The 15,294-nt window shown below is 73.6% G+C and carries 14 protein-coding genes; 5 read left to right on the top strand and 9 right to left on the bottom strand.

Going from position 1 to position 15,294, the window contains the following annotated elements:
- Positions 1-32: 32 nt before the first annotated feature.
- Together I6A60_RS31380 and I6A60_RS31375 are read right to left on the bottom strand one after the other, a co-directional pair.
- Positions 33-626 carry an ATP-binding protein gene (locus I6A60_RS31380; RefSeq protein ID WP_203024622.1) on the bottom strand — a complete coding sequence of 198 codons (594 nt, stop codon included), beginning with the start codon at positions 624-626 and terminating at the stop codon, positions 33-35.
- Positions 627-954: 328 nt separating this feature from the next.
- Positions 955-1,296, bottom strand: coding sequence for an anti-sigma factor antagonist (locus I6A60_RS31375; RefSeq protein WP_013421530.1), 342 nt, complete (start codon positions 1,294-1,296; stop codon positions 955-957).
- 527 nt (positions 1,297-1,823) lie between these two features.
- On the opposite strand from I6A60_RS31375, the gene I6A60_RS31370 reads away from it, so the two are divergent.
- Complete coding sequence (locus I6A60_RS31370; RefSeq protein WP_238436642.1) at positions 1,824-4,346, top strand: DEAD/DEAH box helicase; 2,523 nt, start codon at positions 1,824-1,826, stop codon at positions 4,344-4,346.
- A 247-nt stretch (positions 4,347-4,593) separates the two neighbouring features.
- Positions 4,594-5,403: a hypothetical protein gene (locus I6A60_RS31365; protein ID WP_203024623.1), complete on the top strand. Its 810-nt coding sequence runs from the start codon at positions 4,594-4,596 to the stop codon at positions 5,401-5,403.
- 65 nt (positions 5,404-5,468) lie between these two features.
- Here the strand turns inward: I6A60_RS31365 and I6A60_RS31360 are convergent, their stop codons facing one another.
- From I6A60_RS31360 to I6A60_RS31330, 7 genes are all read right to left on the bottom strand, one after another.
- Positions 5,469-5,927: an Rv3654c family TadE-like protein gene (locus tag I6A60_RS31360; RefSeq protein WP_203024624.1), complete on the bottom strand. Its 459-nt coding sequence runs from the start codon at positions 5,925-5,927 to the stop codon at positions 5,469-5,471.
- Complete coding sequence (locus I6A60_RS31355) at positions 5,924-6,406, bottom strand: TadE family type IV pilus minor pilin (protein ID WP_307873955.1); 483 nt, start codon at positions 6,404-6,406, stop codon at positions 5,924-5,926. Before I6A60_RS31355 ends, I6A60_RS31360 begins: the two co-directional genes overlap by 4 nt.
- Positions 6,407-6,519: 113 nt before the next feature.
- Positions 6,520-6,813 (bottom strand): DUF4244 domain-containing protein, encoded by a 294-nt coding sequence (locus I6A60_RS31350; protein ID WP_203024626.1) that lies wholly within the window; start codon positions 6,811-6,813, stop codon positions 6,520-6,522.
- Positions 6,814-7,329: 516 nt separating this feature from the next.
- The gene (locus I6A60_RS31345) at positions 7,330-8,613 is read right to left on the bottom strand and encodes a type II secretion system F family protein (RefSeq protein ID WP_203024627.1); all 1,284 of its coding nucleotides are present in this window, start codon (positions 8,611-8,613) and stop codon (positions 7,330-7,332) included.
- Positions 8,610-9,893 carry a TadA family conjugal transfer-associated ATPase gene (locus I6A60_RS31340; protein ID WP_203024628.1) on the bottom strand — a complete coding sequence of 428 codons (1,284 nt, stop codon included), beginning with the start codon at positions 9,891-9,893 and terminating at the stop codon, positions 8,610-8,612. Before I6A60_RS31340 ends, I6A60_RS31345 begins: the two co-directional genes overlap by 4 nt.
- Positions 9,894-9,996: 103 nt before the next feature.
- Entirely contained in the window at positions 9,997-11,166 is a 1,170-nt protein-coding gene (locus I6A60_RS43750) for a site-specific integrase (RefSeq protein WP_203024629.1), read from the bottom strand.
- On the bottom strand, positions 11,163-11,792 hold the full coding sequence (locus tag I6A60_RS31330) for a hypothetical protein (protein WP_203024630.1): 630 nt from the start codon (positions 11,790-11,792) through the stop codon (positions 11,163-11,165). The genes I6A60_RS43750 and I6A60_RS31330 overlap by 4 nt, the downstream gene beginning before the upstream one ends.
- A gap of 135 nt (positions 11,793-11,927) precedes the next feature.
- Between I6A60_RS31330 and I6A60_RS31325 the strand changes: the two genes are divergently transcribed.
- The 3 genes from I6A60_RS31325 (at position 11,928) to I6A60_RS31315 (ending at position 15,251) form a co-directional block, all read left to right on the top strand.
- A complete protein-coding gene (locus I6A60_RS31325) occupies positions 11,928-12,119 on the top strand; it encodes a helix-turn-helix domain-containing protein (protein ID WP_307873954.1) in 192 nt (63 codons plus the stop codon).
- Between the two features lie 259 nt (positions 12,120-12,378).
- Positions 12,379-14,682, top strand: coding sequence for a DUF3987 domain-containing protein (locus tag I6A60_RS31320; protein ID WP_203024631.1), 2,304 nt, complete (start codon positions 12,379-12,381; stop codon positions 14,680-14,682).
- Positions 14,679-15,251, top strand: coding sequence for a hypothetical protein (locus I6A60_RS31315; RefSeq protein ID WP_203024632.1), 573 nt, complete (start codon positions 14,679-14,681; stop codon positions 15,249-15,251). Before I6A60_RS31320 ends, I6A60_RS31315 begins: the two co-directional genes overlap by 4 nt.
- Positions 15,252-15,294: the final 43 nt, after the last annotated feature.

Genomic DNA, 15,294 nt, shown 5'->3' with positions numbered 1-15,294 from the left:
CGCCGGATCCGGCGCGGGCGGCGGGAGCTACCTCAGCGGGCCGTCGCCAGGCCGCCGTCGACCAGGGACGTGGTGTCCCAGGTCATCGTGACGACCGTGCCGACGCCGTCCGGGCGGCGGCGGACCTCGACGTCGTCGACGAGCCCCTCAATGAGGGCCAGCCCGATGCCTGGAGGCAGCGCCGATCCAGCACCCGCGGAGTCCGCGTCGCCGGGCAGGTACTCGGCACCAGGGCCGCTGCCGGCGGTCTCCGTGCCGTAGCCGGCGACGCCGAACAGAGCGGGCAGACCGAGCGGCCCGCCGTCGGGGCCTGGAGCCGCGTCGTCGCCCGGCTCGCCGGAGTCGGCGACCGAGACGGTGAAGACGCCGTCGGCGCTGGTCATCCTGACGACGACCAGGTCCTCGGGGGCGCGAAGGCGGTTCACGTTCACGGCGCGCAGGCAGGCCTCGCCCACCGCGAACCTGATCTCGTCGAGCGCGTCCGTCGGCACCAGGGACCGCCGGGCGACCGCCGTCGCGATCATTCGGGCGGTACGGACATGTCCTGGCAGGGCGGCGATGCGCAACTCCACGGTGGACGTGCCGAGTGTGGGTGTGTCGACGGTGGATGTGTCGACGGTGGACATGCGGCGCCTCCCACCGATCTGCTTCTCCGGCGACACGAGGTCGTTGGCACGGGTCCGGGGCGCAGATCGGCGGGTCCCCGGCCAGGGGCACATTCTGGTCGTTCGAGGTAGAGCTTGTCCTGTTTCGCCCCTCCAGCCGGCCCGCCGATCACGGCGACGAGAGCCGAGGTGAGCGAGGCCGGCACCACGTCCCCGCCGGCTCTGGTCCGAGTCGGCGGGGACGGCGTCCCGGGGCAGCCCGACCGGCTGCCTCGGCGAAACGACCCGTGAGAGCCCACACCCGCGTCGAGGGGACGCGGCGCGAGCACGGACCAGGCGCTGTACCCGGTCAGTCGGTGGCGGCGAGCGCTTCCTCGACGGAGGCGTGGATCGGGAAGACCTTGGTCAGGCCGGTGATCCGGAAGATCTTGAGGATCCGCTCCTGAGTGCACACGAGGCGCAGCGAGCCGTCGTGCGCGCGGACCCGCTTCAGGCCCCCGACCAGGACGCCGAGACCGGTGGAGTCGAGGAACTCGACACCCTCCATGTCGACGACCAGGTGATAGGAGCCGGCGGAGACCAGGTCGATGAGCTGCTCGCGCAGCTTCGGCGCGGTGTAGACGTCGATCTCGCCGCCCACGACGACGACCGTGTGGTCGCCTTCCTGGCGGGTCGTGAGGGACAGGTCCACGGGGGTCCTCCTGGGGTGTTGCGTCGTCGGCGGTGCTGCGTCGTCACAGAGCGTCTGGCGGTCGTCGGGCTGCGCGATGGCCGGCCCGGCCGGCCCGGTTTCAGGCGCCACTACCCCGCCAGACGGAGGATCAATCCGCCTGGCTCGGGCGCATCCAGCCGGTGCCGCCGCGCCGGGATGACCCCGCGCGCCGGACCTGACGCGTACCGACGCCACCGGAAATCTACGCCGGATCTTGCGGCTTCGGGTGCGACTGTCGGTGACCGACCTTCGTTCGGTTGTCAGAAGACACCGCAGTGGCTTCTACGATCGCGTCCTGTCGCCTTTCCGCGCCGGTCTGTGGGATATGTCGGATGCGCGCGGGTTGTCCGACAGATTGCCGCGCCCGCCTGTCCGTCGCGACGTCTTGGGCCGTGGGGGCGGATGTTGGCCGTTTCCCGCGAGTTCTGGGCCATCACGCGGGATCGTCCGCCGACCCGGCTCGCCCGGTGCGGTCCGGGTGTGGCCAGCGACCGGCCCGGCCCACTATGCCGCCCTGTCCTGACCGGGGGCGCACTATCCTGACTCGGGTGATTCCGACGGTGGGGACCGACCGGGGCTCCGAGATCCTTTCCCGGCTGCGGGCGGACCGTCGGCGCGACCGCTGCGTCACCCACGTCGAGCGGGTCCCGGCGCGGCTCGGGTCCGCGGTGGACTGGCCGGACTGGGTGGATCCGCTGCTGCTGGGCCGGCTGCGGGCCGCGGGCGTGACGGCGCCGTGGAGTCACCAGGCGGCGGCGGCGACAACCGCGCACGCCGGGCGCAGCGTCGTGCTGGCCACCGGGACGGCGTCCGGGAAGTCGCTCGGATACCTGCTTCCGGTGCTCAGCGCGCTGCTCGCGGATCCCGGCGCGCGGGCGCTGTACCTGGCACCCACCAAGGCCCTCGCGCACGACCAGCTGCGGGCGATCCGGGCGCTCACGCTGACCGCGGTCCGGGCCGCCAGCTATGACGGCGACACGCCGGCCGCCGAACGTGAATGGGTGCGCGCGCACGCCAACTTCGTACTGACGAACCCGGACATGCTGCATCGGGGCATCCTGCCGGGGCACCGCCGGTTCGGCCCGTTCCTGCGTGGCCTGCGTTTCGTCGTCGTCGACGAGTGCCACGGCTATCGCGGTGTGTTCGGCGCGCACGTCGCCCAGGTGCTGCGGCGGCTGCGCCGGGTCTGCGCTCGCTACGGGGCGGATCCAGTCTTCGTGCTGGCCTCGGCGACTGTCGCCGACCCTGGCGTCGCGGCCGGTCGGCTCACCGGCGTCGACGTGGACGTGGTCGACGAGGACGGCTCGCCGCGTGGAGCGACCGACTTCGTCCTCTACGAGCCGCCCCTGTTTCTCACCGCGCCTCGGGACCAGCCCGCCACTGCCGCGGCTGGGATCAGCCGCCAGCGGGCGCCACGGGGTGCTGAGGGGCCGGGTGACGGTCGGGGCCTGGGCGCCGTTGAGGGGCCCGGTGCCGTTGAGGAGCCGAGCTCCGCGGCGGGGCCGGGTGGCAGTCAGGGGTCGGGCGCGGGGGAGAACGGGGCGCCGGTGCGGCGGTCTGCGACGGCCGAGGCGGCGGACCTGATGGCGGACCTGGTCGTCGACGGGGTGCGCACACTGGTCTTCGTCCGGTCCCGCCGGGCGGCCGAGGTGGTCGCCAACTCGGCCCGCCGGGCGCTCGGCCTGGTGGCGCCCGAGCTCGGCGAGCACGTCGCCGCGTACCGGGCCGGCTACCTGGCCGAGGAGCGGCGCGAGCTGGAGGCCCGGCTGCGCTCCGGCGACCTGCTCGGCGTCGCCGCGACGTCCGCGCTCGAGCTCGGCGTCGACATCAGCGGCCTGGACGCGACGGTGATCGCCGGTTATCCGGGCACGCTGGCCTCGCTGTGGCAGCAGGCCGGGCGGGCCGGGCGCGCGGGCCAGGGCGCGCTGGCGGTGCTGGTCGCCAGGGACGACCCGCTGGACACCTACCTGGTGCATCACCCGGAGGCGGTGTTCGGCCGGCCGGTCGAGGCGACGGTGTTCGACCCGGACAATCCCTACGTACTCGGACCCCAGCTGGAATGCGCCGCCGCGGAGCTGCCCGTCACCGAGGCCGACCTGGCCCTGTTCGGCCCGTCGGCCAGGGCGGTGCTCGACGATCTGGTCCGCCGCGGCCGGCTGCGCCGGCGCCCGAACGGCTGGTACTGGACGCAGCGGTCGCGCCCGGACGTCGACATCCGGGGCGTCGGTGGCACCCCGGTGCGGATCGTCGAGGCCGACACCGGCCGTCTGCTCGGCACCGTCGACGCGGCCACCTCCCACTCCACCGTTCATGCCGGCGCGGTCTACCTGCACCAGGGCGTGAGCTTCGTCGTCGACGAGCTGGACCTGGACGAATCGGTCGCGTTCGTCGTCCGCGCGGCGCCGGACTGGACGACCACGGCCCGCGATCACACCGACATCCGGATCGTCGAGTCCAGCCGCTCCCGTCCGGTCGACGATGAGCTGACGGTGTTCTTCGGCACCGTCGAGGTGACCAGCCAGGTGGTCGGCTACCAGCGGCGACTGATCACGACTGGCGAGGTTCTCGGCGACGTGCCGCTCGACCTGCCGCCGCGTCACCTGCGCACTCGCGGCGTCTGGTACGCGGTCTCGGACCGGCTGCTGGAACAGGCGGCGATCGAGCCGGCGGACGTGCCCGGCGCGGTCCATGCCGCCGAGCACGCCGCGATCGGCCTGCTCCCACTGTTCGCCACCTGTGATCGGTGGGACATCGGCGGCGTGTCGACCGCGCTGCACCCGGACACCGGCCAGACGACGATCTTCGTCTACGACGGGCAGCCAGGCGGCGCCGGCTTCGCCGAGCGGGGGTACGGGCGGTTCGAGCCCTGGCTGACCGCCACCCGGGACGCGGTCGTGGCGTGTGAATGCCCCGCGGGCTGCCCGTCCTGCGTCCAGTCGCCCAAGTGCGGCAACGGCAACGACCCGCTGGACAAGGCCGCGGCTGTCCGCCTGCTCAACTCCGTCCTGGAGCGGATCCGCTCGACCTGATCGAACCCGTCGGGCCTGAGGCGGATATCTCCGCGCCAGGTGGGTACTTCGCGATCGTCGAGGTGATCTAGGCCGTCGCCGGGCTTGCCCGGCCGGCGGACGAGCGCCCGGCAAGGTCGCCCAGCCCTGCGCGAGGGGCTCCGCCGGTCCGTCGTAGCGGATCGACGGAGCAGGCCTCGGGAGGCGGGCGCTCCTCTGTCCGACGACCACAAGGAATCCGATCTAGTCGGGGGATCAGGAGGTCAGGGTGTTCACCCTTGGCGTGGTGCTGCTCGTCATCGCGGGCGGGCTCACCGCGGACATCGTGCTGGAGAGCAATGACGTGACACAGGTCGCGCTCTTCGGTCACGAGTTCGCATTCGACAACTGGCGACTGTTCGCGTTCGGGCTGCTCACCGGTGTGCTCACCGTGATCGCCCTTCAGCTGATGTGGGGTGGCCTCGTCCGCGGTGGCCGTCGCCGTCGGACCCTGCGGGTACAGCGGCGCGAGCTCGCTGCCGCTGGGCTGGCGGCTGGGTCGACCGTCCCGCAGACGACCGCTCCGGCTCCTCAGGCCGCTGTTCCCCAGGCCACTGTTCCTCAGGCCACGGTCCCCCCGGTCACTGTCCCGCAGGCCACGGCGCCGCAGCCGCGAGTCCCGCAGGCGACCGCTCCCCAGGCGACCGCTCCGGCCCCGCAGGCGCAGGCCACGGCTCCGGTCCGGTCGAGGTTCGGCCGCCGCTCGACCGACGGCACGTTGATCAGGTCCGGCCGCGAGGCTCCGGCGGGCGCCGCGACCGTGCCCTCGGCCGATGGCGCTCGCACCGGCCCGACGCCGGTGGTCACCGCGGACGACTCGGCGACGGCGACGATGCCCTTCGGGCGCTTCCGCCGGCCGGTGGGCAAGCCCGCCGGCTCTGATGACGCGGCCGCCGACCGTGGCGAAGCCGTGCCTGCGCAGTCGACCAGCAGGACCGCGGCGGGCGCGGTCTACCCGTCGGACCGCCCCAGGGACCGGGTGGTCGCCCGTGCCCGCGGCGCGAGCGACACCGTTGGTCAGGACACCGTTCGCGACTGACGTTCCCGGGCGTGAAAACACCCCGATTCCTGTCCACTGTCCAGGACGGCCCACGGCCGAGACCGCTAGCCCGGTCCGGTCGTGGGCCGTTGCTGCGTGCCGATCCACGGCCCCGCCCGCGCGGTTGCCGTGAGCGGACCGAACCCGCCTAGTACTGGCGGCAGCCGCGCCGCCGCGACGACCTCGACCGCGCCGCCGCCCACCCGGCAGGCGAGCAGGTCCGTGCCGTTACGTGCCGCGAACCTCCGGGCCTGCGCGCAGACGACCGCCGGATCCCCGGTTCGGTCCATTGCCCCGGCCAGCGCCGCGAGGTCCGCTCCGGTGGCCGCCTGCCGCCGAGCCAGAGTCACCGCCCCGACGGCGAGCAGGATCGCGCCCACCGTCGCGACGACGAGCAGCCAGCCCAGCAACAGCACCGTCGCCGAGCCACGATCGCGGTTCCGGTTTCCCGGTGGCGCAGACCGTCTATCGGGGGGCGCAGACCGCGCCCGGCGCCGTCGTTCTGGCCTGGTCAACGCGCTCATCGTCTGTTCTCGTCGTCTGGTGGGGGCGGCGCCGCGTCGGCTCGGGCCGGAGTGGCCACGTCCGCCGACGCCGCGTCGGCGATCGCCTGTTCGGACGGAGCCGTCGCCGTGGCGGTGAGCGCGATGGGCGTAACCAGTGGGCCGGCCGCGGCGAGCCGATAGTGCACCGTCACCGCGACCTGGTCGTCCCGGTGAGCGATCTCCACCGTCGCGCCGGACGGCGCCGCGCCACGGACCCACGCGACGACCTGCCCGTCGGCCTCCCCACGGGCGGCGGCGCGCGCGCCGATCCTTGCCGCCTCGTCCACCCGTGCCTGCGCGCCGACGGCCGCGAGCAGCCACAAGGCCACGATGATGACCGCGCCGAGGGTCGGCAGACCGAGGGCCAGCTCCGCGGTCGCCTGGCCCCGGTCGGGCCGGCGACTCCCGCGAGGGCTCGCCCGCTGGGCCGGGTCCGGCCTGCCTCGTTCGTTGGCCACCTGCCCGCCGGTCCGCGCTGCTGGCGGTCGTCGCGCGTCGGGTGGCCTGACGGCAGGGGGGTCGAGACGGCGAGCGGCCGGCGTCGCGAGTGTGCTTCGGGACCGGTACATGGTCAGAAGGGGAGTGTCAGGGCGCGGCGAACCACCGACATGATCAGATCGTGGGTCGCCGAGCTGCTGACGACCGCGTAGAGCACACCCGCGAACGCCACCGCGGCGACCGTGCCGACGGCGTACTCGGCGGTCGACATGCCGGCGTCGCCGGGCCGGGCCGCCCGGCGGAGCTGGCCGGGCCGGCCAGGCACGGCGCCCCGGTCCTCGGCTGGGCGCCGCGCCAGCCCATGGGCCAGGACCGCGCAGCCCGCCACCATCGCGGCCAGTGAGACGACTGTTGGCAGCAGGGACATCGCTGGGACCTCCGTGGTCGGGACGGGAGCCACCTGACTCACCGCTTCGCCGGCTGAATGCGACTCGCCGGCGAGCCGCGTAGCCGGCGAGCAGGGAGATCGTGACCGCGCGGCACTCGTCGTGCCAGGCCGGTCGGGCCGCCTGTGGAGAACGTCCGCCTGTCCACAGGGCCGCCCCCGAGACTGCTAGTGCCGCCCCTGACAAGGTTGGCCCCGCCCGACGGAGGGGTTCGGGCGGCTGAGGGACTCGGATGGCTGAGGGACTCGGGTGGCTTTGATCGCCGTTTTGGCCCTCGGGTGGTCGTTGTGGCCGCGTTTCCACAGCCACCCCAGGGCCCAAACGGCGATCATGATGGGGCCCCAGACCCCGAATCAACCAACGGAGTCGTCCCTTAGGACCAAAACGGCGTCAAGTCAGGGGGCTGAGCTTGCCGGCCCCGGCATGAGGTCGACGCGGTGTGTACGGCCCGCTGGCGTGCCAGGACAAGCCCAGACTCGCGGGGAATCTGGGGACGCCTACGAGGCCGGAAACAGGCCGTGGAATGAACCGAGAATCGTCGGAACCACGCCGAGCAACAGGAACGCCGGCAGGAAGCACAGGCCGAGCGGAGCGACGGCCGCGACGCCGGCCCGACGAGCCGCGCCGATCGCCTCGTCGTGGGACTGCGCGCGGGCCCGCGCGGCGATGCTGGTGAGCGCGTCGGCAAGCCGGGCACCGCTGGTCTCCACCCGGCCAAGCGCCTGCGCGGCAGCCGCCAGCGGCTGCCCACGGCCCGCCCCGCGACGACCGGTCACCCGACGTAACGACAGCGGGAGCGGCCCGGGTGGTCTCTGGCCGGCGGCCATCAGCCGGGCGGTCGTGTGGCCTGCCGGCGCGCCGAGCCGGAGGCCTCGGGCGGCCGCCAGCAGCTCGGCGCCGAGCGGTCCACCGACGCCGTCCGCGGTCGCCTCCAACGCAGCCGGGACCGTCGCTCCCGCCGCGAGACAGGCGGCGACGAGGTCGAGTGCCAGTGGCAGGTCGGCCAGGAGCCGTCGTCGCCCGGTGGCCAGGGCCCTCCGCCCGGGCCGGAAGGAGGCCGCCGGGGCGCCTCCGGATGACCTCGACCGACGACGGGAGGCCTGATCGGCCCGCGTCGTCGGCGGTTCGGCTCGTCGCGTGACCCGGTCGCCGGTCCAGCGCAGCCACCGCAGGCCCAGCAGGTCGAGCAGCACCCCGCCGGCCAGGCAGGCCGAGCCGGCCGACGTGCCCAGCAGGACATGCACCGGTCCGGCGCCCAGCAGGGCCGCGAACCCGAGGCCGACCAGCGGCAGCCCGGCCACCAGCCGCCCGGACGACCGTGGCCCGGCCAGCGCGGCGGCCAGCTCACCAGCCCGCCGAGCGTCCGCCTGGGCCTGCCCGGCCAGCGCCCGGGCGACCGGCGCGAGTCGAGCCCCGCCTGCCCGGCATACCTGCAACGCGATCCCCAGCTGCCGCAGCATGGGCGTCCGGCAGCCGGCGAGCAGCCCGGCCGGGTCCGTCCCGGCCGCCAGCCCGGTGGCCACCGCGTCCAACTCGCCGTCGCGCGAGGCGGACGGGCCGGTCGCGGTTTCGACGAGCCCGGTGCCGACAGCACGGGCCGCCGTGACGGCCGTGCGCAGGGCGACGGCCGGCTCGGCCCCGGCGTCGAGCTCGGCCGCGAAGGCCGCCAGGAGGTCCTCGGCGACGGCGCGGTCGTCGGCCGACCGCCAGCGTCGCGCGGCTCGCCGCGCCGACCGGACGGTTGAGACCAGGATGACGAGGCCGAGCGCCGCGGCGATCACAAGGCGGCCCCGAACGGGGGCGGCAGGGTGACGCCGCGGTCGCGCAGCAGGTCACGCAGCGCGGACAGGCCGTCGGCCGGCAGCAGGGCGCCCGGCGGCCCGCCCGGTCCACCCCCGGTCGCGGCGTTCCCCGCCGGAGCCGTGACCAACGCGGGCCGGACCCGCACGAGACCGTCTGACTCCGTGCGCAGCACGCCGATCGCGGCGACGCCCCGCCGCCCGCCGCTGTCCCGACGCAGGTGGATGGCCACCTGGAGGGCAGCCGCCAGCTGGCTGTGCACCGCCGCCCGGGACAGACCGGCGAGCGCGCCGAGCGCCTCGACCCGCGCGGGCAGCGCCCCGGCCGTGTTCGCGTGAATGGTCGTCAAGCCACCGTCGTGGCCGGTATTGAAGGCGACCAGCAGGTCGAGCACCTCCGGGCCGCGGACCTCGCCGACGACCAGCCGGTCCGGCCGCATCCGCAGTGCCTGGCGGACCAGGTCCCGCTGGGTGATCGCGCCGGCTCCCTCGATGTTCGCGGGCCGGCCCTGCAACCGGACCACGTTCTCCCGCGTCAGCACCAGCTCGGAGGTGTCCTCGACGACGACGACCCGTTCCGCCGGGTGCACGCAGCCGAGCAGCGCCGCGAGCAGGGTCGTCTTGCCGGTGCCCGTGCCGCCGGTGACCACGACCGCGAGCCGGCCGGCGACCAGCGCCCGCAGCACCCCCGGCAGCGCGGCGTCCTGGCCGTAGACGCACTCCGTGAGGGTGAGCGGCACCCGGCGCGGCCGGCGCAGCGACAGGCAGGTCCCGTCAGTCGCTACCGGGGCCAGCACCGCGTGCAGTCGGCTGCCGTCCGGCAGGCGGGCGTCGGCGAACGGCGCGGCAGTGTCGAGGCGCCGGCCGGCCGCGGCGGCGAGCCGGGTCGCGAGCCGCCGGACCGCCTCCTCGTCGGCGAAGCGGACCTCTGTCCGCTCCAGGCCGGCTCCGCGGTCGACCCAGACCCGGGCCGGGCCGTTGACCAGGACGTCCGTCACGCCCGGGTCCGCGAGCAGCGCCTCCAACGGTCCGGCGCCGAGCAGCTCGGCGGTGACGGCCAGCTGGGCGGCCTCCTGGTCGGCCGCGGGCAGCGGGCCGGCGACCTGGGCCAGTGCTCGGGCGACGTCCGCGGGCGTCGGCGGGTGTGCCGCGTCGGTCAGCCGGTCGCGCACCGCGTCGACCAGGGGCGGGGCCACAGCCAGGGCGGCGGGCGCCGCGACGGCCGGGAGCCGTGCGGTACGGGTGGTGGGGGCAGGGGGCATGGCACCCGCGTCCCTTCGGTCCGGAGGGCGAGTCCCGCCTACCGTGCACCCGCGAGCGCCCTGTGGATGAGGCTCATCCACGGCTGGAGCGCTCGGCCGCAGGTCAGCCCGTGTCCTTGCTCCCGACGGTCCGCAATTCGTCCGCTTGATCTTGATGGGACCATGCCGCATCGACGATCCGGCGCGTACGGTCCGCCGAGTCCGGCCACAAGTGCGAGTAGGTCTTGAGCACCTGCGCAGCGGTGTCCCCGAGGCGATCAGCCACCACGGTCACGGACTCCCCGCCATCGATCAACATGCTCGCGTACGTGTGGCGAAGGTCGTGGAAGGTCGTCCCCGCTGGCACGGTCGGTAGTTCCGGCTCGGTCGTCCGTCCCGCCTTCCGACCCCTGGCGCGCTCCTCGGCGAGCCGGTTGACCTCCAGGACCGCACCGGCGAACGCCGTGGAGAGCATCACCTGCGAGATCGGCTCGCCGGTCTCGTCTCCGCGGTGCAGCAGAGTGCCGAGCATCGCGCCGGGCGTGAGCTGCGACAGCGCGTCCGTGACGAACGTGGGCGCTGGCACGGTGCGCGGACTGTTCTTCGACTTCACCGGGACCAACCGCCAGGGCTTGCGGGCCGATAGCTGCTTGCGGACGTCGAGGTCGCGGGACAGGAACCTGACCGAGTCCTTCGTGATGCCGAGCACCTCGGAGATGCGTGGCCCGCAGCCAGCGCCTACCAGGATGGCGGGCCGGTAGGGCTCGGCGATGGCGTCGTGGATCGCGGTTACCTGCGCGACCGTCAGCGGCACGACCAGCTCTCCGACGACTTCCGGCAGTCTGATCATCGAACACGGCGAGACGCCGATGACTCCATCAACCGTGGCGCTCTTGAAGATCGCGGCCAACCAGCCGAAGCGTGACGCGACCGAGTTCGGCGCGGCCGTCGCGGACCAGGCGGTCACGAGGGCCTGGATGTCCGACCGGCGGACGCTGGCGATCCTTCGATCGCCGAGCACCGGGTAGACGTGCAGGCGCGTGATGACTTCGACCTTCGTCGCGGTCTCGGGCCGGTGCTGCACCTGCGCGGCCCGCCAGCGTTCGCCGTACACACGGACCGTCTCCCGGCCGGCGGCAGGGTCGACGTGCGTCCCCCGGGCGACCGCGGCGCGTTGGTCACGCTCCCAGCTCTCGGCATCGACCTTGCGGGCGAAGTGGCGTGAGTGCTCTTTGCCGGCCGAATCGTAGTAGCGAGCCCGCCACTTGCCGTCCGGCCGCTTCTTGACGCTCACGACCCCTTGCCGATCTCGGCGGTCAACTGCTCGACGAGCGTGCGCGTCACCTGACCGCGCAGGGCCCGACGTCGGTCAGGTGACGCATCAGGGTCCCGCTCGGTCACGATCCGGTCCCGCTCGTCCGTGAGCGGGCGTTTCCACAACCGGTACGCAGCCGAGATGACGTCCGCAGGCGTCACGCCGAGTGCGCGAGCAGTCTTCCGCTCAGCTTCGCCACCGCCGGGCATCCTCTCCGCGATCTCCCACTTCCAGCCATCGGGATCATGCGGAACCCGTGCCGACTCGATTCCGACACCTCGGCCGCCCAGAATCCCGCGAAGCGTCTCGCCGGTGATGGTCACGGTGTCGTTCAGGCGGATGAGCGCGTTGGAGGGCACCAAGTCGACAGTTCCGATCATGTCGGCGCCGGCGAGGTCCGTGAGGATCCTGGGGAGCAGGGCTAGCTCCTCGATGCTGACCGGCTTCTCGCCGCGCTCCAGTTCGGCCACCTTCGAGCGCGACCATGCAAGCCCGTACAGCCGCGCAGTTCGGGACACATCGTCCTGGCGCGCGCCGTGAAGTTCCCGGATGCGGCGGACGGACTCCCCGACGACAGCGCGTAGTAGCCGCGGCTCTTCTGTCACGCGATGAACGTAGCAGAACGCGAACCGATGTCGAGTCCCTTGACGAACGGGACGGTCGCCCGGTATCTCTGGTGCAGCGCACCGATATCGATGCGCACGGGTCTGGTGTCAGATCAAGCGTGCGGAGGTCACAGCGTGGACGAGTTGCTGAGGACGGTCGAGGTGGCCGCGTTGCTGAAGGTGCCGCCTGGCACGTTGCGGCAGTGGCGGCACCGCGGCTTCGGGCCGCGTGGCTTCGCACTCGGCGGCACCGTCCGGTACCGCCGAAGCGTCGTTGACGCCTGGATCGCCGCGCAGGAGCGAGCGGAGACGGCTGGCGTTGCGTGAGGCCCCCGAATGAGGAACGCCGCCCCCGTGGGAGGGACGGCGCTCCAGAAGGTCAGGCGGGCGGCCAGACTCACGGCGAGACTAGCGCACCCGCGCCGACTCGTCCGAGTCGTGGGGATGTGGCCAGGGCCCGCCTACGCGCCCACTTGCGCCGGCTCGCGTCCGCGAATGGTCGGCCGCTGAGGCATCGCGAGGACGAGCTCCAGCGCGACGTGGCGCGTCGCCGGGGCGAGCTGGCCCGTATCCGGGTGGTGGGCGAGTGACCGTCACTACCTCGCCGCTGGAGCGGTTCGCCGACGCGTACACCGGTGCCACCGGGTGGCATCTCGACCCCGACCGCCGTCAGCAAGACGTCCGGTGCCCAGCCCACGAGGACCGGTCGCCGTCGCTGTCGGTCGGGATTGGTCAGGACGGCCGGGTGCTGCTGAAGTGCCAGGCCGAATGCGACCTGGCATCCGTGCTGGCCGCCGTGGGCCTGGACGAGGCCGACCTGTTCCCGCCGCGCGAGGCTTCGGACCGGCCCCGGATCGTCGCGAGCTATCGCTACCCCGACGAGGTCGGGACGCTGCTGTTCACGGTCCACCGGATGGCCCCGAAGTCGTTTCGCCAGCAGGCCGCTTCGGGTGCCTGGTCGATGTCCGGCGTGCGCCGCGTGCTTTACCACCTGCCCGACGTGGTGGCCGCAGTGAAGGACGGGGCCGAGGTCTACATCTGCGAGGGAGAGAAGGACGTCGATCTGCTGGTCGCCGGCGGCCTGGTTGCGACCTGCAACCCCGGCGGTGCCGGGAAGTGGCGGCCGGAGTACACCGCCAGCCTGGCCGGCGCCGGGCGGGTCTGGGTGATCGCGGACGACGACGACCCGGGACGGACGCACGCTGCGGCCGTCGCGGAAGCACTCCGGCCGGTGGTTGGCGAGGTCTCGGTGTGGCTCCCGGCGAAGGGCAGCAAGGACATCTCCGACCACTTGGCCACTGGACACGGGTTCGACGAGCTACGCCTGTACGACCCCGCCGAAGCATCCCCACAATCCCCAGAAGAGGCCGGCGGCTCGATCGAGCGGGCTTCTGGGGATTGTGGGGACGTCCCATGGCCCGATCCTCTGCCGCTGTCCGCGCGTCTGCCGGCGTTCCCGATCGAGCGCCTGCCGGGCGCGCTCGGCGGGATCACGCTGGCGGTCGCGGCGACGGCACAGACACCGCCGGACCTACCCGCGTTCGTCGGGCTGGCCGTCCTGTCGGCGGCCACCCGCGGTCGCTGGGAGATCGTGGTCCGCCCGGGGTGGATCGAGCAGACCGCGCTCTACCTGGCCGCGCTGTCCGACTCGGGCACTCGCAAGACGGCGGTGAACAGGGAGATGGGCCGGCCGCTCCGCGAGGCTCAGAAGCGGCTGAGAGAGGGCCACCGCGCCCAGTACCTCGAAGACGCCGCGGCCTACCGGATCCTGGAGGCGCGCGCCAAGGCAGCGGAGTCGGCCGCCGCCAAGGCGACCGGAGAGAAGGTCGCGACGACCGAGGCCGAGGCGCGCGGCCTGGCCCGGAAGCTCGGCGAGACCCGGCCGCCCAGCCTGTTCCGGCTCCTGGCCGACGATGTCACTCCGGAGAAGCTCGCCGACCTCATGGCCGAGCAGGGCGGCCCGATGGCGATCCTGTCCGCCGAGGGTGGGTTCCTTGGGACGCTGGCCGGCCGGTACTCGGACACGGCGAACGTCGACCTGGTGCTCAAGGCCTACGACTGCGAGACGCACCAGACGGACCGGATCAACCGGTTCGGCGCGGAGATCGAGCGGCCCTTCCTGACGCTCGGCCTGATCGTGCAGCCCGACGTGATCGCCGAGGCCGGGAAGATCCGGGCGTTCACGGACCGCGGTCTGCTGCCCCGGTTCCTGTTCGGCGTGCCTCCGACCACGGTCGGCACACGAGCCCTGGACGCCCCGGACGTGCCCACGGACGACGCCAAGGAGTGGGACGAGTGCGTCAGCGGCATCCTGGACGCCGCCGAGGCCCTGGCTGCCCCGGTCCGGATCCAGGTCAACGCCGAGGCGCTGGGCATCCTCAACGGGCTTCGGGCGGCCGTGGAACCTCGGTTGCACCCGGACCTCGGTGACCTCGGCCGGATCGCCGCGTGGGCGTCCAAGCTGCCTGGGGCCGTCGTCCGGATCGCCGCGCTGTTCGCCCTCGTCCGTGACCCGGCTACCAGCGAGGTGCAGTCCGACGACATGAAGGCGGCCGTCGGGCTGGCCGACTACCTGATCGCCCACGCCCGCGCTGCCCTGGCGATGGACGACCACCAGCGCGACAGCCGCCAGGTGGCGATGCTCGGCTGGATCCGACGCCGGGCGGGCAGTTCTGGGGATTCTGGGGATGCCTTCACGCTCCGCGACGCCTGGCAGGCCATCCGCGGGCGGGCCTGGGCCGAGACAACCGCCGACGTCGAAGCGGTGCTCGGCGAACTCGAAGAACTCGGCTGGATCCGGCGCCGCCCCGACCCACCGCGCCGGACCGGCCGGCCGCCGTCGCCGAGCTACGACGCCCATCCGCGGCTGACGGCTGGAGGCGCCCAGTGACCGCCGTCGACCCGGCCCGTGCCGCCGTGGCCATGGACGACCTGCTGGCCGTCATGACGCCGGCCGACTTCGAGGACATCCGGGCGGCATGGACTGTCGCGGCGCCGGCGCACCTGGACCAGCTCGACGCCGCCGCCGCCGAGGCGCTCCGCGCGATGCGCGCCTACGGCAACGCGCACGGAGTAGCCGAGCGCTGGACGGCCGTTGACGGGACGCCGGCGTGGGTCCGGCTCGGGCTGCTGGACACCCTCGCAGCCTGGTACGCGGGCAGGGCCGCCACCTGCCGACACATCCCCGACCCGCGCCGTCCGGAGCCGGTCTTCGCTGCGGCCTGGCGGCCGAGGCTGGTCGCCTGCAAGGCCTGCTACCCGACGCTGTTCCGGCTCGGCGGCGACGCGGACTGGACCTGCGACGGGTGCGGCCGGGTCGACCGTGAGCGGGGCTCGGGCGCCCGCGTGGCGCTCGGGCCCTTCACCTTCCTGTTCGGCATCTGCCGTGGCTGCCGCGGCGACCTGCCGGTGCCTGGCGTCACTGGCAGTAGTCAGACCTCCAGAGAGGACAGATCGTGAACGACCACGGATCGAGCCGCGAGACCTGCTCGTCCTGCGGCAA

The sequence above is a fragment of the Frankia sp. AgB1.9 genome, assembly GCF_016786355.1.
In the GTDB taxonomy this organism is placed as follows: Bacteria; Actinomycetota; Actinomycetes; order Frankiales; family Frankiaceae; genus Pseudofrankia.
Note: the sequence above shows the minus strand (reverse complement) of the source record. Positions and strands in the feature narration are given on the sequence as shown.

Coding starts and splice junctions, on each gene's coding strand:
- I6A60_RS31380 (WP_203024622.1), bottom strand. CDS start 626: ATGTCCACCGTCGACACATCCACCGTCGACACACCCACACTCGGCACG.
- I6A60_RS31370 (WP_238436642.1), top strand. CDS start 1,824: ATGCCGCCCTGTCCTGACCGGGGGCGCACTATCCTGACTCGGGTGATT.
- I6A60_RS31360 (WP_203024624.1), bottom strand. CDS start 5,927: ATGAGCGCGTTGACCAGGCCAGAACGACGGCGCCGGGCGCGGTCTGCG.
- I6A60_RS31350 (WP_203024626.1), bottom strand. CDS start 6,813: ATGTCCCTGCTGCCAACAGTCGTCTCACTGGCCGCGATGGTGGCGGGC.
- I6A60_RS31340 (WP_203024628.1), bottom strand. CDS start 9,893: ATGCCCCCTGCCCCCACCACCCGTACCGCACGGCTCCCGGCCGTCGCG.